The organism is Pyxidicoccus fallax (genome assembly GCF_012933655.1).
In the GTDB taxonomy this organism is placed as follows: domain Bacteria; phylum Myxococcota; class Myxococcia; order Myxococcales; family Myxococcaceae; genus Myxococcus; species Myxococcus fallax.
This window is the reverse complement of sequence record NZ_JABBJJ010000127.1, coordinates 13,009-32,133: the sequence shown is the minus strand read 5'-3', so window position 1 is coordinate 32,133 and position 19,125 is coordinate 13,009. Positions and strand designations below refer to the sequence as shown.

Genomic DNA, 19,125 nt, shown 5'->3' with positions numbered 1-19,125 from the left:
TCGTGGGGTCGGAGGTGTGTATAAGAGACGGGGCTTGGGGGCCGCGGCGGGCATCCGGTCCGGCGTGTCCACGCGCAGGTTGTCGAAGAAAATCTGGGACTCGTTGCCGGACAGGCCGAGCCGGTCATGGCCCGGGCCCTTGAGGGGGAACGGGTCGTCCAGCTCCAGCATCACCTCGCCGTCCACGCTCCAGCGCAGGAGCGTGCCGCGGCGCTCGATGCGCCAGTGGTAGGTGCGGCCGGCCTGCACCGGGGTGCCGCGCGCCTCCACGCGCACCTGGGTGTCCTGCTTGAAGACGCCGGTGGCCACGAGGTCCGCGCCCTGGCCGCCGTTGGACTCGGCGACGCGGGCGGCGCGGCGGCGGAGCGCGTCCAGCGAGGGCGCGCCCATGTCCCGGCGGGCGATGACGGACAGGGAGTTGTTCCACCCGCCCTGCACCAGGATGTAGCCCGAGGACGGGTCCACGCCGTTGCCGAAAATCTCCACCCGGATGTCGCCCTCCGGGAACTCGGAGCGCACGTCGAACTCGACGGCCACGTCGTCCGGCAGGGAGGCCTGGAGCCACAGGGGGTTGCCCTTCACGCCCGGGGCGAGCAGCTCGCCCTGCACCGTGCGCCAGAAGCCGCCCGTCGTGAAGAAGTCCCGCTTCACCACGGCCGGGTCGGAGAAGTCCTGGCTGTAGGGTACCTTCGCCGTCACGTCGGCCTGGCCGCGGAACAGGGCGTAGTGGATGAGGGGAAACTGCATCACCAGGATGAGGCCAGCGAGCATGGCCCACCCCTTGCGGGACAGTCCCTGGGGCTTCACCCACGCGTCGGAAGCGGGAGCTTCCGGCCGGGGTTCGGGCGCCGCGGGGGCTTCCTGCTGCTTCTCCTTCTCCTTGCGCCTGGCCTGGCCCATCAGTCCTTACGGGGGGATTCCGGGGGGAAAGGCGGCGGAATGTACGCCCCGGGCCGGTGGACGTAAAGCACGGCCAGGAGGGTAGGGCCCGCTACTTGACCCCCCACCGTTTTTCGAGCGCCCGCTGCTCCGCCTGGCGCTGCTTCAGCCGCTCGCGCTCGGCGGTGACCTTCTCCGCCTGCTCGGGCGTGGGGCGGACCGCCAGCTGGTACACCGCGCCCGCCAGGGCGAAGAGGCCCGCCGCGACGATGACGCCCCAGGGCCGGCTCGCCACCGCCGTCACCAGCCCGCCGAACTGGTGCAGCGCCGCGAGCGCGCCGATGACGAGCACCCAGGCCCCCACCGCCGAGGCGACCAGGGCGCTGACCTGCCGGTGGAGCAGCGCGCCCATCAGCCCGCCGATGATGAAGCCCGGCGCGAAGCCCAGCAGGAAGTCCGGGGGCCCGGCAATCTGCCCGGCGAGCAGGCCCAGCGGCACACCCAGCCCCAGGAAGGTGATGGCCGGAGGGAAGAGGAAGCCCAGGGCGAGCAGCACCGCCGCGACGATGGTGGGCAGCCGCCCGCCCATCATCTCCGTGGACAGGCCCAGCTTCGAGGCGACGACCCCGGTCCACATGAGGCCCACGCCCGCGCCGATGGGGCCCGCCAGCACGCGGAACAGCCTGCCCCCGCCGGCCAGCAGCAGCGTCACCCCGACGACACAGCACACGATGCCGCCCCACATGGGCAGCAGCCGGTAGATGCCCACCCAGCCGGAGGGGTTGAACGTCTGGTACGCCTTGAGGGCCTGGAGGAGGCCTTCCATGGGCTCCATCTCCTTGCTTCTTCGCTTCGTCGAAGCCGCGCGCGGGGCCGGGAGGGCCACGCCATGAGCCCCAGCTTAAGCGTACCGGGACAGGGTCAATAGCAGCAGCGCGACGAAGACGGCGGCGGCCACCAGGGCGTAGGCGTAGAGGTGACGGGGGGTGGAGGTGCGCCGGAGCAGCTCCTCCGCCTCGGCCCGGTCCTCGGGGGAGGGGTTGCCCGCCAGGATGCGCTCGGCGTCGCGCCGGGCGCCGGCCACGTCACCGGCCTCCTTCCGGGCCCAGGCGGCCCGGACTTCCGCCGAGCCGGGCTCCGGGGCCGTCTGTCCGCCTTTTGCCATGCGCCCCCTCTATACCGGGGAATGCGAACACCCGTCGACGGTATATAGAAACGCTCCATGTCCGCCCGGCGATTGACGCGTCGAAACCTCCTGCTCGGCTCCGCCGCGCTCGTCCCGTTGCTGTCCCGGCGGGCGGACGCCTTCGGCGAGAAGAGCCGCTTCATCCCCGCGGTCGCCCGCCACGGCGGCCGTTGGGACTTGCGCCTGTCCGGGCTGCGGCGCATTGCCTGGGAGCTGCAGCGCCGCACCTCCGTGGAGGTGGTGCCGGACGCGCGCCCCTTCGCGCTCGGCTCGCCGGAGCTCTTCGAGTACCCCTTCCTCTACTTCGGCGGCGAGGGGAGCTTCCCCGCGCTCACCGAGGCGGAGGTGGCCAACCTGCGCCGCTACCTCACCTACGGCGGCTTCCTGCTGGCGGACGCCAACGACGGCAGCGACGGGGACGGCTTCGACAGCTCGTTCCGCCGGGAGATGGCGCGCGTGCTGCCGCAGAACCCGCTGGCGCCGGTGCCCTCCAACCACGTGGTGTTCAAGTCCTTCTTCCTGCTGGACTCGGCGCCGGGGCGGCTGCTCAACAAGCCGCAGTTGATGGGGGCCATGCTGGGCAAGCGGGCGGCGGTGCTGTACTCGCAGAACGACCTGGCCGGGGCGTGGAGCCGCAGCGAGTCCGGCGACTACGAGTTCGACGTGTCCCCGGGTGGCGAGCCCCAGCGTGAGCTGGCCGTGCGAATGGGCATCAACATCTGCATGTACGCCCTCTGTCTCGACTACAAGGACGACGCCGTCCACCTGCCGCTCATCCTCAACAAGCGGCGCTGAAGCACCGGCCCTCAGCCGAAAGCCTGGATGAATTCGCCCACCTTCAACGCCTGGAAGCTCGTCAGCCTCTCCCCGCTGCCTGCCTGGGCGCTGGTGCTGCTCGCCCTCGGCCTGGTGCTGGGCGTGGCGCTGGCCGCCTGGGGCGTGCGCCGCGAGCCCTCGCGCGGCCGTCGCATCCTCCTGTGGGCCCTGCGGGTCGGGGCGGGCGTGGCCGCGCTCTTCTTCCTGCTGGAGCCCGGCATCCGTCACCTGCAGGTGGCGCGCATGAAGAACCGCGTGGCGGTGCTGGTGGACCGCTCCGCCTCCATGAGCTTCCCCTCGGAGCCCGGAGGCCCCACGCGCAGCGCGCAGGTGGCCGCCTTCCTGGAGCGCGCCGCGCCGCAGTTCGCCGCCCTGCAGGACCGCTTCACGGTGGAGATGTACGGCTTCGACCCGGAACTGGCGCCGGTGACGCCCGCGTCGCTGGCGAACGAGCCGGCGCGCGCGGGCACCACGGACCTGTTGTCCGCGGTGCGCTCGGCGGCGGGGGCGGGGCAGGGCTCTCGCAAGCTGTCGGGCGTGCTGCTGCTCAGCGACGGCGCGGACAACACGGAGCTGAAGGCGGGCGTGGTGGGCCGGGCGCGCGCGGCGCTGGCGGACCTGAACGTGCCCGTCTCCACCTTCACCGTGGGCCAGGAGGCGCTGAAGGACCTGGCGGTGGAGGGCTTGAAGGTCGACGACTTCGCCTTCGTGCGCAACTCGCTCACCGTGGAGGTGGAGATCCACGGCCGCGGCTTCAGCGGGCGCGAGGTGCCGGTGGTGCTCAGCCAGGAAGGCAAGACGGTGGCGAGCAAGACGGTGCGCCTGGAGTCCTCGGACGACGTGAAGCCGGTGTCCTTCACCTTCACGCCGGACCAGACGGGGCGCTTCGTCTACACGGTGACGGTGCCCACCTTCCCGGACGAGGCGGTGGCGGACAACAACAGCCGCTCCTTCACGCTGAAGGTGATTCGCGACCGCGTGCGCGTGCTGCTGGTGGTGGGCCGGCCCTCGTGGGACGAGCGCTACCTGCGCGGCCTCTTGCGCCAGGACGCCAACGTGGACCTGGTGTCCTTCTACATCCTCCGCACGCTGTCGGATGACCCGGGCGTGGTGAACGACCAGCGCGAGCTGTCGCTCATCCCGTTCCCCATGGAGGAGATTTTCGACACGAAGCTGGACACCTTCGACGTCGTCATCTTCCAGAACTTCGGGCACGCGGACCCGTCGCTGTCCATCGCCGAGTACGAGCGCAACCTGGAGCGCTACATCCACAACGGCGGCGCCTTCGTGATGATTGGCGGCGACAGCGTGCTGGGCGAGGGCCGGGCGACGATGCCCACGCTGATGGAGGCGCTGCCGGTGGCGGCGGCCGGCCCGGCCAACCCGGAGCCCTTCACGCCCCGCCTGACGCCGGAGGGGCTGCGCCACCCGGTGACGTCCATCGGCACGGGCGCGGCGAGCACCGAGGCCGCGTGGGCGGAGCTGCCGCCCATTCCGGGCGCCAACCTGACGACGGCGCGGCCCGGGGCCACGGTGCTGATGGACCATCCGCACCTGACGGCGAACGGGAAGAACGCGCCGCTGGTGGCGGTGTGGGACTACGGCCGGGGCCGCTCCATGGTGATGGCCACGGACGCGTCCTGGTACTGGGCCTTCGCGGCGCACCGGGATGGCTCGCCCAACCGCGCGTATGACCGCTTCTGGGGCAACGCGCTGCGATGGCTGGTGAGGGACCCGGACCTGACGACGCTGAAGGTGACGGCGGACCCGCCGTCGGTGGAGCCGGGGCGTCCGGTGGGCGTGGTGGTGCAGGCGCGGATGGCGGACTACCAGCCGGCGCAGGACGCGCAGGTGCGGGTGGAGCTGTTCTCCGTGACGACGCAGAAGCCGGTGGCGGTGCAGACGGGCACCACCGGGGCGGACGGCGTGGTGCGGCTGGAGTTTCCGCCTCCGGCGCCGGGCCCGTACAAGCTGCTGGCCTCGGCGAAGAAGGGTGAGACGGACCTGGGCTCGGGCGAGGACGCGGTGGCGGTGCGCGCCGTGGGGCCGGAGCTGTCGGACGCGTCGGTGCGGCCGGAGCTGATGGAGCAGATCGCCAAGGTCACCGGGGGCAAGTCGTACAAGCTGCCCCAGGATGGGCTGCCGGACGTGCCGCTCCTGGACCCGCCGGTGGTGGAGGTGGGCCGCGCCAAGGACCAGCCGCTGTGGGACCGCTGGTACTACCTGGTGGCGCTCATCGCGCTGCTCGGCGCGGAGTGGTTCGCGCGGCGCCGCTTCGGCTACGTGTGAGCGCGGTGGCACGCGGCGTCATGGCGCCGTGAAGGCCCGTCGCTGTAGCGGCGGGCCCGGGTGCGGTAGACAGGCGTGACGCCTGTTCCCACCCGGAGCCTCCGTGCGACACGCTCTCGCGCTTCTCCTCGTCGTCCTCTCGTTCACCCCTGTCTTCGCTCAGCAGCCGGCCCAGGCCGACATCGACGCCGTCGTCGAACGGACGATGAAGACCTTCGAGGTGCCCGGCATCGCCGTGGCCGTCGTGCAGGACGGCAAGGTGGTGATGGCGAAGGGCTATGGCGTGCGGAAGCTGGGCGAGCGCGCGCCGGTGACGGCGGACACGCTGTTCGGCATCGCCTCCAACAGCAAGGCCTTCACCGCGGCGGCGCTGGCCATGCTCGTGGACGAGGGCAAGCTGAAGTGGGACGACCGCGTCATCGACCACCTGCCGTCGTTCCAGATGCATGACCCCTACGTCACGCGCGAGCTGACGGTGAGGGACCTGCTCGTGCACCGCAGCGGGTTGGGGCTGGGCGCGGGGGATTTGCTCTACTTCCCGCGCTCCACGTTCACCGAGGACGAGATTGTCGCGAAGCTGCGGCACATCCCTCCGGCGAGCAGCTTCCGGAGCAAGTACGCGTACGACAACATCCTCTACCTCGTGGCGGGGAAGGTCATCGAGAAGGCGAGCGGGAAGACGTGGAGCGCCTTCATGCGCGAGCGCATCTTCCAGCCGCTGGGCATGCGCGCCAGCAACACCAGCGTGAAGGAGCTGCGGCCGGGCGCCAATGTAGCCATTCCGCACGCGAAGTCGGACGGGGTGCTGGGAGCAATCCAGCCGATGTCCTTCGACAACAACGCGCCCGCGGCGGCCATCAACTCCAGCGTGAATGACCTGGCGCGGTGGATGCTCGCGCAGCTGGAGCGTGGGGCGATTCCGGGCACGGAGGGGAAGAAGCGCCTCTTCAGCGAGGAGCAGTCGCGCGAGATGTGGTCCGCGCAGACGGTGATGCCCATCAAGGAGCCGTCGAAGGCGCTGGCCTCGCTGCGCCCGAACTTCTCCGCGTACGGGCTGGGCTGGACGCTGCGCGACTACCGGGGCTTCAAGCTGGTGGGGCACACGGGCGGACTTCCGGGCTACCTGTCCCGCGTGGTGCTGGTGCCGGAGCTGAAGCTGGGCATCGCCGTGCTGACGAACCAGGAGGAGGGCGGCGGCTTCGAGGCGCCCACGTGGACGCTGCTGGATGCATACCTGGGCGCGCCGGCCACGGACTGGGTCGCCGCGTTCAAGGCGGAGGACACCGAGCGGGAGGCCAAGGCGAACGCGGCGGTGGGGCTGGCGGCCTCGGCGCGCAACGCGCAGTCGAAGCCGTCGCTGCCGGCCGGGGCCTACGTGGGGACGTACCGGGACGCGTGGTACGGGGACGTGGCCATCGTGAAGGAAGGGGAGAAGCTGGTGCTGCGCTTCAGCCGGTCGCCGCAGCTCACGGGGGAGCTGGAGCATTGGCAGTACGACACGTTCATCGCGCGCTGGAAGGAGCGCTCGCTGAACGCGGATGCGTATGTGTCGTTCGCGCTGAAGCCGGACGGCGCCATCGGTGAGATGCGGATGCAGCCCGTGTCGCCGCTCACCGACTTCAGCTACGACTTCCAGGACCTGCGCTTCACTCCGGTGAAGGAGCCCACGAGCGCCGTGGCGAAGCCCGTGCCTTGAGCCGAGCGCCGCGCCCAGGCCGCGCTCAACGCCCGTCCCAGAATGTCCTGCCGGCGTACTCCCAGTCCCAGGGCACGCCGGTTTCACCCAGCACGAAGCGCACCAGCCGTGGGAACGCGGCCTCGGCGCGCACGTCGTTGGCCAGCAGCAGCAGGCAGCGGCGTCCGCGCGGCAGGCACACGAGGGTGTTGCCGGTGCTGTCGTTGTGGCCGCCCTTGAAGAGCCCGCGACCCTGAGGGCCGTCGAACACCACCACGCCCAGTCCCGCCGCCAGGTCCCCGCGCCTCTGCGCCGGAGGCAGCTCGTCCTGTAGGGTGGGGAACTGGCTCCGGGTGGTGATGGGCAGCTGCGGCGCGGTCAGCTCGGCGAAGGCCCGTGGCGACAGACCTTCACCGCGCACCAGCGCGGCCGCGAAGCGCGACAGGTCCTCGATGGTGGTGTCCATCGAACCGGCCGCGCGCACGGTGCTGCGTTCGTCGTGCGGCTCCACGGTGCCGTCGGCCATCCAGCCGTCGGCCAGGTTGCGCGCGAAGTCCGGCCGCCACTGCATGCTGGTATCGCGCATGCCGAAGCGGTCGAACACGCGCCGCTGCAGCTCGGCGCCCACGTCCAGCCCGAGCCCGCGTTCGAGCACGAACTGCAGCAGGATGATTCCGTCACCGGAGTACGCGTAGCGGCTGCCGGGCGCGAAGTGGATGCGCAGCCTGCCGTCGGGCTCGAGGAAGCCGAAGTTGGCGAAGCCCGCGCTGTGGGTGAGCAGGATTCGCGGCGTGATGGCCCGCCAGCGCTCGTCGCCGGCCAGGTGCGACCAGGTCGAGTAACGGTCCTCGTCCGCGTAGTCGGGCAGTGGCTTTTCCAGGTACCGCGCGATGGGGGCGTCGAGGTCGATGCGGCCCTCGTCCGCCAGCTGCACCACCAGATAGGCGAAGACCGACTTGGTGATTGATGCGCCGTACATCACCGTGTCCGTCAGCAGCGGCTCGCCCTTCGCATTGCGCGCGCCGTAGGCCCGGGTTGCCACCACGCGCCCGTCATCGATCACCGCGAGCGCCAGCCCCTTCGCGCCGGTCGCGGCCATCGCGCGCGCCGCTTCGGCATCCAGCGCGGCCATGTTGGGGACGGGCGGCGCCTCGCGAGGAGCCGGCGCGGTGGCGCAGCCACTGGCGAGCAGCAGACACAGGCTCCAACGACGCAACGTGTTCATGCGATGGGCTCCCAACCGGTGCGGGTTCGGGAACAAGGCTGGAGGCCCACCTTCGAGGAATCAAGTTGCAGTTGTTTCTCTCGTGTGCTCCGGCGAGGTGCCTCTCCGTGACAGGAGAGGCACCCATCCGCTCAGAGAACTACTCCGCCTTCTCCACCACGCCGCAGGCGATGCGGCCGCCGGCGTCGCCGGTCGGGTCGGTGTGGTAGTCGTCCTCCTTGGTGTGCACCATCACCGAGGAGCCGTCCTTGTCGAACATGGACTTCACGGTGAGCCCGTGCTGGGCGAAGGTGTCGAACTGCACGCGGCCGTCCTGGCCCACGTAGAGGTTGGGCAGGTCGCCGTGGTGACGGCCCTTGGGCGACAGGATGCCATGGGCCTTCTTCTGCGGGTTGAAGTGGCCGCCCGCCGTCTTGAAGTCCGGGGCGTCGCACTTGCCCGTCTCGTGGACGTGGAAGGCGTGCTGGCCCGGCGGCAGGTTGCTCAGGGTGCCCTTCACCAGCACGCCCTGCTTCGTCTGCTCGAACGTGATTTCACCCACGTCCTTGCCCTGCGCGTCCTTTACCAGCGCCCGCGCCATCTCGCCCTTCGGCGGGGCCTTCTTCTCCGCGGCCGGGGCACCGGCGGCACCCGCGGCGGGCGCGCCCTGGGCCGGAGCCTCCTGGCCCTTCCCCTTGCCCTCACCCTGGCCCTTGCCCTCGGCGGCCTTTCCCTTGCCCTCGGCCTTCTCCTGGGGCGCGGCCTGCGGGGCCTGGGCCAGCGCGGGCGCGGCGGCGGTGAGTGCGGCGGCGGTCAGCAGGGAGCGAATCTTCATAGGTTGGTCCTTCCTCCTGGGTAGGTCGCTACTCGGCGAAGGTGGACACTAGCGACTGCGCGGGCCCGCTGCCCTGGAAACCTTGCGGGCATCCGAGCGAAACGACTGGGAGCATTCACTTCACTTCGCTTCCAGGTCCTTCAGCGGCACCGGCACCACCCTCGAGGCGCCGAATGCCGGCGCCCAGATGTCCTGGACCTCGGGCCCGTTGAGGAAATTCACCAGCGCTCGGAAGGCGGGCAGGGGACCGCCCAGTGACTCCGCCCAGGCCTGTCCCCGGGGCGACAGGTTGGGCACGAGCGGCCCCAGCTCCCCCAGCGTCGACACCGAGCGGGTGACGAGGAGCCCCTCGTCGCGGAGCCGCTGCGGCACGTACAGCGGCGCGAAGCGCGCGTGCCGGTGGTCGTGCACGCAGCCCTCGTCCTCCAGCAGTGCGGCGGACAGTGGCAGCTCGCGCACGTTGAAGAGGAGCTTCACCGCGCCCAGGTGCGGGTCGTACGGCCCGCGCAGCCGGTGGTCCCCGCGCGGAATGAGGCGCCGGTCGAGGTAGCAGTACGCGCGGGCCTCGGGCGGCAGCGTGCCCCGATGCCTCGCGCCTCCGTACCGGAAGAAGGGCCGCACGTAGCATGGGTCCACCGACAGTGGCGGGCCCGCCTTCAGCGCGCGCAGCTTGGGCAGCAGCTCCTCCGGAAGCCCATGGGCGCGGGCGAAGTCGGGGAGTTCCTCCTCGCGCGTCATGGCGAAGGCGCGCAGGCGGGCCATCAGCCGGTCCGGGTCCGCGTCCACCAGCAATTCGTCGAAGCGCGTCTTCACCCCGGGCAGGCTCACCGGGACGAGCGTGGTGAGCGGCTCGCCCTCCGCCCGCCAGCGCGCGTCCAGCTCCTCCGCCTCCGGTGCCGTGGGGACGAGCCGCCACTCGGGGGCCGCGGGCGTGAAGTCCTGACGTTGGCCATCCTGGCGCTCGAAGCGCGGCGTGGCACGCGGCCCCGGCAGCGAGGACCACACGGTGATGCAGGTGCGCACCTGCGTGCCCCGGAAGACGCCGGGCCCCAGGTCCACCACCTCGCGCAGGGCCAGCGTGCCCAGCAAGGACTGGCGCAGCGGGGCGTAGAGGAACGCGTCCAGCAGCGTCGCCGGGGTGATGAAGGCGAGCACGCCCGGGCGCGACACCAGCCGGTGCGCGGCCACCAGGAGGAAGAAGGCGAAGTCGTCGCGCAGGCTGGTGCCCGGCGGCAGGGCCAGGGGCAGCAGCGCGCGCAGGCGGGCGTAGGTTCTCGCGTCCTTCAGCACCGGCGAGGTGCCGTTGTAGGGCGGGTTGCCCACCCACAGCTCGCGGTGCTCCGGCGGCGTGGCGGCGAGCAGTGGCTCCAGCCCTCCGCGCAGGGCGTCACCCGCGCGCACGTCCGCGCCCGGCACGCGGGCCTGACAGACGCGCGCGACTTCCGGGTCCAGCTCCAGGCCGCACAGCCGCGCGTCGGGCCGCAGCCGGGCCGCCGCCGTGAGGAACGCTCCCGCGCCACAGGCCGGGTCCACCACGGTGAGCGGGCCCTCGCCCAGGTGCGTCAGCGCGAGCGCGAGCGTGCGCTCCACCAGCGGCGCGGGCGTGAAGAAGGCCCCCACCGCCTTGCGGTCGAGCCCGGGGAACTGATGGACGAGGCGCTCCTCGTCCACCTCTCTCTGCCTGTAGCCGCCGCGCCGCATCAGGACTCCCCCCATGCTAGCCACCACCACGCAGCGCGGGGCCCGCCTCGCACCAATGCGCGTGGGCGGAGAACGTTGCGGCAACTTCGGCGTCAACCCATATGCCCTGAAGTCGGAGACCTCCGTTGGCCGGCGTACGGTGCGGTGCGGCCTCACCCGCTCCGGGCGTGTGGCAAGGCGCCCGAGGCACGGGCCGACTCCCACCAGCGGAAGGCCCCCATGCCGGCCAGCATGGACGCGATGAAGAGCAGCACCGTGGGGCCTCCGGTGACGAGCAGGGTGAGCGCCGGCCCCGGGCAGTAGCCCGCGAGCCCCCAGCCGATGCCGAACAGCGCCGCGCCTCCCACGAGCCGCCCGTCCACGCGCGCCTGCTTCAACGACGGAAACGTCGGCGCGAGGACGGGCTGCTTGCGGCGCAGGATGAGCCGGCGCAGGAGGGCATGCGTCCCCAGGGCGCCGGCCATGACGAAGGCGAGGCTCGGGTCCCAGTCTCCCGCGACATCGAGGAAACCGACGACCTTCGCCGGGTCGGTCATCCCTCCGATGCCCAGGCCCAGGGCGAAGAGCAGGCCGGCCAGCCCGGCCATCAGCACGGCCTTCATGAGGCACCTCCCAGCAGGTGACGGATGACGAAGACGGTGAGGACGCCGGTGGCCACGAAGGTGGCCGTGGCCACCACGGAGCGCGTGGCGCCTCGGGCCACGCCGCAGATGCCGTGCCCGCTGGTGCAGCCGCCGCCCAGCCGCGAGCCGAAGCCCACGAGCAGGCCCGCCAGGAGGGTGGCTCCCACGCCCGGGACGACCGGGGCTCCCAGCGAGCGGGGTAGGAACACGCCCAACAGGACGCCCCCGAGCGCGAGCCCGCCGAGGAAGGCAGCGCGCCAGCCGACGTCACCAGCCGCGGGCGTGAGCAAGCCTCCGGTGATGCCGCTGACGCCCGCGACGCGGCCATTGAAGAGCAGGAGAAGGGAAGCGCTCACGCCAATGAGGGCGCCTCCGAGAAGGGGAAGCAGGAAGGTGTTCATCATGGGCTCACTCGACCTTGCGGCCGACGGGGCCGACGATGAAATGGAGATGGGTCGAGGACGCGGTATCGGAAGAGCATCGTCATGGGCCTCCAGGGAGTTGGAGCCAGGACGATGGAAAAAGGATTCACCGGAGCGACGATTGTGACCCGGCGCTTGCTCTCCAGTCAGGCGGACCCTGGCCAGGCAGCCCGGAGAAGGACCCCATGGCGGCGAGAAGCGAAGCGGAGCTGATAGCGGCGGCGCGGCAGGGGGACGACGGCGCCCTGGAGGAGCTGCTCAACCGTCACGAGCGGCAGGTGTACCGGTTCGGGCTGCGCATGTGCGGCTCGGAGGAGGACGCGAAGGAGGTGCTCCAGGAGACGCTGCTGACCGCCTTCCAGGGCCTGCACTCCTTCCGAGGCGAGGCGGAGCTGTCCACCTGGCTCTACCAGGTGGCGCGCACCCACTGCTTCCGGGCACGGCGCAGGCGGGCGGGCGTGCCCGAGGAGCACCTGCCGCTCGACTCGGCGGTCGCGTCCCAGGTGCCCGCCGAGGCGTCGCTTCCGGACGACGCGTCCCACGCCCGCCAGATGGGGGAGGTGCTCCAGGCCGCCATCCTCGCGCTCCCCGACAGCTACCGCGAGGCGCTCATCCTCCGGGACGTGGAGGGCCTGTCCGCCGAGGAGGCCGCGAAGGTGGTGGGCATCGAGGTGCGGGCGCTCAAGAGCCGCCTGCACCGCGCGCGGATGCAGCTGCGCGAGCACCTGGCCACGCTGCTCGGGGAGAACGCCACGGCCGGAGGCCCGGGCTGTCCGGAGCTGGCCCGGGAGCTGTCCGGGTACGCGGCCCGGGACATCGACCAGGCCACCTGCGTCCGCCTCGAGGACCACCTGGGCCGCTGCCCGCGCTGCGCAGAGGCCTGCGAGTCCCTCAAGCGCACCGTCTCCCTATGCCGACGCATTCCGGGAGACGCGGTGCCCGCGCCCGTGCGCACGGCGGTGCGCCAGGCGCTCATGGAGGCCGTGCGGGCCCAAGCCTAGAACGTCGATGAGCGTCACCCATGGCTACGTCAAGGACAGGCGGCTCGCCGCTGCTTGGGCCGACATACGAACGCCTTCGTTCGGGTCACAAAGCAATCTCCGCAATAGCTCGCGAGTACTGGCGTCCGTCGGGTTGAGCGCGGGGAACAGTGCGCCAAGGGCATGTAAACGAACCGCCGGATCGGGGTGGCCAGTGATGCTCCACAGTCGAGAAAGGAGTTCGTCGGATTGGTAGAGCTCGAACGGCAGCTCACCCAGGATCCACGCTCCGATGGAAACGAGTTCCGGATTCGTGGAGTCCAAAAGCACCACGAGCTGGCTGACTTCTCGACCGCGTCGGAATTCATCGGCGATGTCATTGAGACGCGTCCCGTCGTCCGTTGGATCCACCAGAATCTCATTGACCTCGTCATCGATCATGGTCAGTTCTCGAGCGCCTTCACGAGAGAGCGGAGGAAGGTCTCCTCTTCCGTGATTCTGCGCGCATGCGCCAGCCGTTGTGTCGCCGAACCGACCCCAGCGGCGTCGAAAGCCTGCATCTCTGCCTTCCGCGTAGCGATGCTTGCTCTGTAATCAGCGACCGCGTCTTCGATCTGACTCCTGCTCCAATTCTTCGGAACACCCCCATCTGGAACCTTGTCTGCAATCTTGGGCCCGAATTGTGAAGACTTCGTGGAAGGCACCGGCGTCTTCGATCCGGCCTCTGCGGCCTTGCGACACTCGTCATTGTTGTGCACCCACGCCGACAGCCCGCCCACGAAGTAGCTGTGGAAGTCCTCCACCTCGAAGTTGAAGACTGTCTCGCCCGCCTGACGCCACGTCGTGCGCGACACGCGCAGCCAGCCGCTGTGCGCGCTCGGCACCTGCATGCCGGGCCTCAGGTGCCCGGCCTGCGTCCAGCCCCGGCCCTCCACCCAGAACGGATGGTCCGGCGTCGCCCCAATCGACTCCGAGCGCCCGTCCTCCGCCTCCATCACCACGTCGAGCACCGGCTTGTCGTGCGTCACCTTCAGGTGCACCACCCGCTTCCAGCCCGACTCGCCGGACGCATCACTCCGCGCCCAGACCTCGTCGCCCGCCTCCACCTCCTCGATTGGCTTCAGGCCCTCCTTCGTCAGCACCGGCGTGCCCGCCACGAAGCAGCCGATGCCCGGAATCTTGCAGTCCCCGTCCGCGCACTGCTTCGCCACCTCCGCGGCCTCGTCCGTCTTGCTCAGCGCCTTGCCTGCGTCACCGGCCTTGTCCGCCGTCCTCAGCGCGTCCACCGCCTTGTCACCCGCGCGCAGCGCCTTGAGTCCCATGCTCGCGCCGCCGGGGATGAAGGGCACCGCTACCGCCGCGCCGTCCAGCGCCACGCCCAGCACGTCCAACGCCTTGTCCAGCGTGGAGGTCTTCTCGTCCCAGTTGGCGATGCTCGCCACGCCCACCGCCAGGCTCGCCGCGTCCCACAGCGTCTCCAGCGCCTCGCCCGACGGGTCCACGTGTGACACCGGGTTGCCACCCGCGTAGCCGTACAGGTTGCACTCCACCGGGCTGTTCACGCACCGCCACGGCTCCTCCAGGAACAGCGGGTCCGGCGTGAGGAACCGGTTGATGGACGGGTCGTAGTCACGCACCCCCATGCGAATCAGCCCCAGGTCCGCGTCGTACCCCTTCTGCGCGTAGTCCAGCGCCGCCGCCACGTCCGGATGCGTGGCGCGCAGGCCGAACGGAGACACCCGCCGCGCCGTGCCATCCGTGTCCGCCAGCAGCGTGCCGCGCAGGTCCGTGCCCACCATCTGGAACGTGCCGTTCTTCAGGAGCCCCACCAGCTGCCCCGCGAAGCGGAACGGCTCCGTCAGCCCCGTGCCGTCCAGGTACCCGCCGCCCTCCACGTACGCCGCCACCGGCTGGTTGCCGTCCTTCTTCAGCAGCCGCTGTCCCAGCTCGTCGTAGAGGAACTCCCACGTCTTCGTGCCCCGCGTGGCCCGTGACATGTGTCCGTGTGGGCCATAGCCGAACGTCAAATCCCCCTTCGTCGCCGTGCGCCCCAGCGCATCGAAGGTGTACGTCACCCCGCCCGCCGTCAGCGTCGCGCCCGAGAAGACCAGCTCGCGCCGGACGTTCCCCTCCTGGATGGCGCGCGGCAGGCCGTCCTCCATGTGCTCGTAGGAATACGAGCCGTCCGCGTCCGTCGCGCCCGTCAGGTACCTCTGCGCGCCATAGGTGTACTGGCGGCGCAGGTTGTGCCCACCGACGTTCACCGCCTCGGACTCGATGAGGCCGCGCGCGTTGAAGCGCAGGTCCGTGTACGCGCTCCAGCCCTGTCCCTCCACCAGCAGGGACACCCGCTCGCGCGTCAGCGGCTCGTACCCGAGCGTCGCCTTCCCCGCCGTAGCGAAGGTCGCCGACCGCGGCTTGCCGTTGGCGTCATGCTCCATCACCGCCAGCAGCTTCCCGTCCAGCCCCACCTCGGACAGCCGCCCGTGCGCGTCCCAGCGGTGCTGCCGCGTGTGGGACGACAGCTGCACCAGCCCGCCACCCTGGAGGTCCCAGGTGGACGTCGTCTCCATCGCGGGCTCGCCGCCGTCCGTGTAGCCCAGCAGCGTCTCCACCTTGCGCCAGCCCGTCAGGGACAGGGTGCGCTTCGTGGGCTTGCCGTCCGCGCGGTACTCGGTGAGCTTGACGTAGCCCGGTCCCTCCACCGCCGTGACGAAGCCGCGCGTCGTCACCGCCGTGGGCTGCGAGGGCGTCGCGCCGTCGCGGTAATACCGGTACACGAGGCTGCCCGCGGGGTCGGCGTGCGTCTCCGTGGACAGCCGCCCCGCGCCGTCGTACGCGAAGGACACCTGCCGCACGAGCGTGCCCGCGGGCGTGGTGAAGCGCTTGCCGCTCATCAGGCCCGTGATGGGCGCGTAGACGTACTCCACCCGCGCCACGTCCTGGCGCTCGAGCAGCTCCACGCGGCCATGCGCGTCGTAGCGGACCTTGTGCGTCTTCCCGCCCGGCAGGTCCACCTGCCGCAGCCGGCCCAGGGCGTCGTAGCGGTAGCCGTGGCGCGTGAGCTCCTCGTCCTCGTACGCCACCACCCGTCCGCCCGCGTCCCGCAGGCTGCGCGTCTGGAAGGTGCCGTTCTCCAGCGCCGTGCGAGACAGCTGCCCCGCCTCCAGCGACAGGGACGTGGCCATCTGCTGCTCCACGCCGTCATGGAAGGTGGCCGTCGCCGCCGCGTCGTGACCGAAGGTGGTGACGCGCGAGTAGGACACGGCCCTCCCACCCGCGAAGAGGCTGGCGTAGTCCAGCGCCTGCACGTCCACGGAGCCGGCCACGCCCGGCCGCATCCACTTGCGCAGCTCCGCGCGCGAGGCCACCCGTTCCACCACCCCGTCGAACACCCAGCCTTCCGGGATGCGCCGGGCCGACGTCACCGCGTCGCCGGCCGCCGTGGAGTAGCCCACGCTCTGCCGCACCGATCCCGTCTGCGCGTCCACCAGCGAGCGCATGAACACCGACGCGGGCGCCGTCGCCGTGGCGAAGCGGTAGCCGTACGACTCCTTCGGGTTCGCCTCCGAGCCACCCAGGCTGTCCCACTGCTTCTCCAGCCGCTCCTGCCCGTCATGACGGAAGAACTGCTGGAAGCGCTGCGTCCCCCGGTCCACCTCCAGCGTCAGCACCGCGTCGGTGACGGGGTCCCTCGACGTCACCCGCGTCACCACGCCGTCCGGCGCCGTCACCTGCCTCAGCAGCCGCGTGCCGGGCTCGTACTCGAACGACGTCACGCCGCGCCCCGGCGCGGACATCCAGTCCAGGGTGGAATCCGGGCGGTACCTCACCTCCTGCAGCATCAGCGACTGGCCGGCGCCGACGCTGAGCACCGACTCCACCAGGCCCACCGCGTTGTGCTGCACCACGCCCTCGTGCTGGAAGTTCAGCGACGCGTCCGTGTGCGTGCCCGTCTGCACCAGACGGCCCGTCAGGCAGTGCAGGTGGTTGACGAGCCCCGCGGGGTTGGCCCGCTCCTGCTCGCGCACCAGCGTGCCGTGCGCGGTGGTGACGCGCACCCGCGACGGGCACACGTTCGCCGCGTACTCCAGGTACTCCGTGCGCTCCGACAGCGTCTGCGTGCCATCCTCGCTCCGCCAGCCGCGCACTTCGGCGCTCAGCCGCTTCCAGGGCAGGCCCTGGAAGGTGTCGTCGGCGTACTCGGACGCGGTGAAGGACTCCACCTGCGCCGCGTGGAGGTCCCGCGTCCGCGAGCCCAGCGGCAGGCCCGGCGCGATGTCCGTGAACAGGAAGTCCATCTCCCGCGTCACCTGCAGGTCCCAGCGCGACACCTGGCCGTAGCCCAGCAGGAAGCGGCCCACCGAGTGGACCTTCGGCGCCGTGTACTCGTAGCGGTACGTCACCGAGTCCTCGCCGGTGGACTCCACCTTCAACGTGTCCAGCACCGCGTTGCGCTGTCCCACGCCCGGCACCGCCGGCGCGCGCGCATACCTGAAGTGCAGCCGCGTGCCCCTGCCGTCGTCCGCAAACGACATCAGGCCCGTGCCCGGCGCGTTCAGCGCCAGCGAGTACGCCTGCCCCAGCCCCGTGAACAGCACCTCCGTGTTCCCACTTCCCGTCACGTCCTGCACCAGCGGGAAGCCCGCGTCCGGCCCCAGCGCCGCCAGCCCTGGCACCGCCCTCTCCACCAGCCGGTCTCCCGCGTTGACGAAGAGGAACGCGCCATAGGGATTGCTGAGCACCACGTCGCTCAACCCGTCGCCGTTCGCCTCCACGAAGCTCAGCGAGTAGCCCGTCAGGTCCACCGGCATGCCCCACGACTCCGCCGGGTACACCACCGGCTCCGCCTCGTACTGGAAGCCCCCCTTGCCCGGGTACACCATCAACAGGCTGCCGAAGCGCACCACCAGGTCCGCCACGCTGTCGCCGTTGAAGTCATGCACCCACAGCGCCTCCGGCATGAACTCCAGCTGCAGCGCGCCGGTGATGGGGGAGCCGAAGGCGAAGCCCGTGGCCGTGCTCTGGTTGGGGACCACCTGGTAGCCGCCCCAGTACACCTGCACCAGGTCCGGCTGCCTGTCCCGGTTGAGGTCCACCAGCCGCCGCGTGCTGCCCAGGTCCCACTGGTCTGGCAATGACGTGCGGTAGAGCGGCTTGCCGTCTCTCCGGCAGAGCGTCAGTTGCGTCTGCCCCAGCGCATCCTGGTAGTTCATCGTCACCACTTGGTAGTCGGGGGACGAGGCCTTCATGCGCGCCAGGGTGCGCGGCAGGTTGTTCGGGTCCGCGGCCGGGCGGCAGTTCCAGTCCACGTCGGCGGGCGCGGGCGGCAGCGGCTGATAGGTGTAGCCCGAGTCGCCCTGGACGATGAGGCTGAAGTCGCGCTGGCTCTCCAGGTCCGCGCGTCCGTCCTCCTGGCTGTCCAGGGGCGTGGAATAGGAAGGCAGCGCCACCGCCGCCGAGTAGTCCTGCATCACCTGGTCGAAGGCGGGCACCGGCCGGGGCGCCGTCACCTGCAAGGTGGAGGTGGCCGACGCATAGGCATACGTGACGGCCGGCGGCTGCGCGCCCGATGCGAACGTCTGCTGGACGGAGTCCAGCCAGAAGGCAGGGCCCAGCCCATCCTGCGTGTAGCTCAGGGCATGGGTCCACCTGGAGGCAAACACTCCGGTGGACGCGTGCTTCGCGCTCACCGTCACGTCCGACACGCGCCGGTCCAACCGCAGTGGGACCCTGGCGCGGTAGTCCACGAAGGCCACCGGCACCGGCTCGTAGGCGAGGTCCACCCGGTACTGGAAGTCATCCCCCACGCCGCCGTACCAGGCGTGCTGGAGGAACAGCCGGCCCGACGCGTTGGCCTCGTACTCCAGCTTCGTCTTGCGCCCGGTGGCCGTCTCCACCTGTGTCAGGTACCAGGCGTAGGTGCCCTGGGGCGTCAGCACCCGCGCCACGCCGCCGAAGGTCCACCGGCTGCCGTCCGGCAGGTACGCCACATACGTGTCACCCGCGCCGGCCTCCACGCGCACCGGCGTGCTCAGGCCCAGCGGGTACCAGCGGCCATCCGTGCCACGCACCATGCGGCCCCACGGGCCCGTCAGCTCGTCGGTGGCGTAGTCCACCTCTCCCACCACCCGCGAGCGCGTCAGCGCCAGCGAGGTCTGCCACCCCAGGCCCCACTCCGAAATCCCGCTGTCCGGCGAATACACCGGGAAGATGCTCGCCAGCAGCACGCCCCGCTCGCCGGGTGCCTGAAAGGGCGAGGCCAGCGTGAAGCCGCCCCGGCTGACATCCGAGGGCCCGAAGGCCGTGCGCGCGTACTGCCCCACCAGCGAGCCACGCTGCGGAGCGGACAGCTCCGGCGACTGCACCAACACGTCGTTGAATGGCTGCGCGGCGGCGACACCCGCCACCAGCAACGCCAGACACCCCATGGCACTTCGCATGACGTCGACTCCCGAAGACGAAGGACGGACGCGGGGCGGTTCGCCTCTCCATCTTGCTGGAGGGACGACTTC

General features: G+C 70.9%; 13 protein-coding genes and 1 pseudogene. 4 read left to right on the top strand and 10 right to left on the bottom strand.

Features of this window, described 5'->3' with window-relative positions; genetic code table 11:
• The 3 genes and pseudogenes from HG543_RS25610 to HG543_RS25600 all read right to left on the bottom strand — a co-directional run.
• Window positions 1-900, bottom strand: a pseudogene (locus HG543_RS25610) (DUF6250 domain-containing protein); the annotation flags it as partial.
• 91 nt (window positions 901-991) lie between these two features.
• On the bottom strand, window positions 992-1,705 hold the full coding sequence (locus HG543_RS25605) for a hypothetical protein (protein ID WP_169347478.1): 714 nt from the start codon (window positions 1,703-1,705) through the stop codon (window positions 992-994).
• A gap of 75 nt (window positions 1,706-1,780) precedes the next feature.
• A complete protein-coding gene (locus tag HG543_RS25600; RefSeq protein ID WP_169347477.1) occupies window positions 1,781-2,044 on the bottom strand; it encodes a molecular chaperone DnaJ in 264 nt (87 codons plus the stop codon).
• A 57-nt stretch (window positions 2,045-2,101) separates the two neighbouring features.
• Here HG543_RS25600 and HG543_RS25595 point away from each other — a divergent pair, with 57 nt between their 5' ends.
• The 3 genes from HG543_RS25595 to HG543_RS25585 all read left to right on the top strand — a co-directional run bounded on the left by HG543_RS25595 (window position 2,102) and on the right by HG543_RS25585 (window position 6,866).
• Window positions 2,102-2,860 carry a DUF4159 domain-containing protein gene (locus tag HG543_RS25595; protein WP_169347476.1) on the top strand — a complete coding sequence of 253 codons (759 nt, stop codon included), beginning with the start codon at window positions 2,102-2,104 and terminating at the stop codon, window positions 2,858-2,860.
• Window positions 2,861-2,887: 27 nt separating this feature from the next.
• Window positions 2,888-5,170: a glutamine amidotransferase gene (locus HG543_RS25590; RefSeq protein WP_169347475.1), complete on the top strand. Its 2,283-nt coding sequence runs from the start codon at window positions 2,888-2,890 to the stop codon at window positions 5,168-5,170.
• A gap of 103 nt (window positions 5,171-5,273) precedes the next feature.
• Complete coding sequence (locus HG543_RS25585; protein ID WP_169347474.1) at window positions 5,274-6,866, top strand: serine hydrolase; 1,593 nt, start codon at window positions 5,274-5,276, stop codon at window positions 6,864-6,866.
• Between the two features lie 25 nt (window positions 6,867-6,891).
• Here HG543_RS25585 and HG543_RS25580 read toward each other — a convergent pair whose 3' ends face one another.
• From HG543_RS25580 to HG543_RS25555, 5 genes are all read right to left on the bottom strand, one after another.
• The gene (locus tag HG543_RS25580; RefSeq protein WP_169347473.1) at window positions 6,892-8,070 is read right to left on the bottom strand and encodes a serine hydrolase domain-containing protein; all 1,179 of its coding nucleotides are present in this window, start codon (window positions 8,068-8,070) and stop codon (window positions 6,892-6,894) included.
• A 139-nt stretch (window positions 8,071-8,209) separates the two neighbouring features.
• Window positions 8,210-8,884: a superoxide dismutase family protein gene (locus HG543_RS25575; RefSeq protein ID WP_246357289.1), complete on the bottom strand. Its 675-nt coding sequence runs from the start codon at window positions 8,882-8,884 to the stop codon at window positions 8,210-8,212.
• A 120-nt stretch (window positions 8,885-9,004) separates the two neighbouring features.
• Window positions 9,005-10,600, bottom strand: a complete 1,596-nt coding sequence (locus HG543_RS25565) for an HsdM family class I SAM-dependent methyltransferase (RefSeq protein ID WP_169347472.1) — start codon at window positions 10,598-10,600, stop codon at window positions 9,005-9,007.
• 137 nt (window positions 10,601-10,737) lie between these two features.
• The gene (locus tag HG543_RS25560) at window positions 10,738-11,187 is read right to left on the bottom strand and encodes a DUF6691 family protein (protein WP_169347471.1); all 450 of its coding nucleotides are present in this window, start codon (window positions 11,185-11,187) and stop codon (window positions 10,738-10,740) included.
• Window positions 11,184-11,612, bottom strand: coding sequence for a YeeE/YedE family protein (locus tag HG543_RS25555; RefSeq protein ID WP_169347470.1), 429 nt, complete (start codon window positions 11,610-11,612; stop codon window positions 11,184-11,186). The genes HG543_RS25560 and HG543_RS25555 overlap by 4 nt, the downstream gene beginning before the upstream one ends.
• A gap of 203 nt (window positions 11,613-11,815) precedes the next feature.
• Between HG543_RS25555 and HG543_RS25550 the strand changes: the two genes are divergently transcribed.
• Window positions 11,816-12,631: a sigma-70 family RNA polymerase sigma factor gene (locus HG543_RS25550; RefSeq protein ID WP_169347469.1), complete on the top strand. Its 816-nt coding sequence runs from the start codon at window positions 11,816-11,818 to the stop codon at window positions 12,629-12,631.
• 24 nt (window positions 12,632-12,655) lie between these two features.
• On the opposite strand, the gene HG543_RS25545 is transcribed toward HG543_RS25550, so the two are convergent.
• Window positions 12,656-13,051, bottom strand: a complete 396-nt coding sequence (locus HG543_RS25545) for a HEAT repeat domain-containing protein (RefSeq protein ID WP_169347468.1) — start codon at window positions 13,049-13,051, stop codon at window positions 12,656-12,658.
• Between the two features lie 2 nt (window positions 13,052-13,053).
• Window positions 13,054-19,053 (bottom strand): polymorphic toxin-type HINT domain-containing protein, encoded by a 6,000-nt coding sequence (locus HG543_RS25540; protein ID WP_169347467.1) that lies wholly within the window; start codon window positions 19,051-19,053, stop codon window positions 13,054-13,056.
• Between the last annotated feature and the right edge of the window lie 72 nt (window positions 19,054-19,125).

Bases quoted from the DNA above. Each gene is read 5' to 3' on its own strand.
- HG543_RS25555 (WP_169347470.1), bottom strand. From the start codon at position 11,612: ATGATGAACACCTTCCTGCTTCCCCTTCTCGGAGGCGCCCTCATTGGC.
- HG543_RS25575 (WP_246357289.1), bottom strand. From the start codon at position 8,884: ATGAAGATTCGCTCCCTGCTGACCGCCGCCGCACTCACCGCCGCCGCG.
- HG543_RS25600 (WP_169347477.1), bottom strand. From the start codon at position 2,044: ATGGCAAAAGGCGGACAGACGGCCCCGGAGCCCGGCTCGGCGGAAGTC.
- HG543_RS25590 (WP_169347475.1), top strand. From the start codon at position 2,888: ATGAATTCGCCCACCTTCAACGCCTGGAAGCTCGTCAGCCTCTCCCCG.
- HG543_RS25545 (WP_169347468.1), bottom strand. From the start codon at position 13,051: ATGATCGATGACGAGGTCAATGAGATTCTGGTGGATCCAACGGACGAC.
- HG543_RS25595 (WP_169347476.1), top strand. From the start codon at position 2,102: ATGTCCGCCCGGCGATTGACGCGTCGAAACCTCCTGCTCGGCTCCGCC.
- HG543_RS25550 (WP_169347469.1), top strand. From the start codon at position 11,816: ATGGCGGCGAGAAGCGAAGCGGAGCTGATAGCGGCGGCGCGGCAGGGG.
- HG543_RS25580 (WP_169347473.1), bottom strand. From the start codon at position 8,070: ATGAACACGTTGCGTCGTTGGAGCCTGTGTCTGCTGCTCGCCAGTGGC.
- HG543_RS25560 (WP_169347471.1), bottom strand. From the start codon at position 11,187: ATGAAGGCCGTGCTGATGGCCGGGCTGGCCGGCCTGCTCTTCGCCCTG.
- HG543_RS25565 (WP_169347472.1), bottom strand. From the start codon at position 10,600: ATGGGGGGAGTCCTGATGCGGCGCGGCGGCTACAGGCAGAGAGAGGTG.
- HG543_RS25605 (WP_169347478.1), bottom strand. From the start codon at position 1,705: ATGGAAGGCCTCCTCCAGGCCCTCAAGGCGTACCAGACGTTCAACCCC.
- HG543_RS25540 (WP_169347467.1), bottom strand. From the start codon at position 19,053: ATGCGAAGTGCCATGGGGTGTCTGGCGTTGCTGGTGGCGGGTGTCGCC.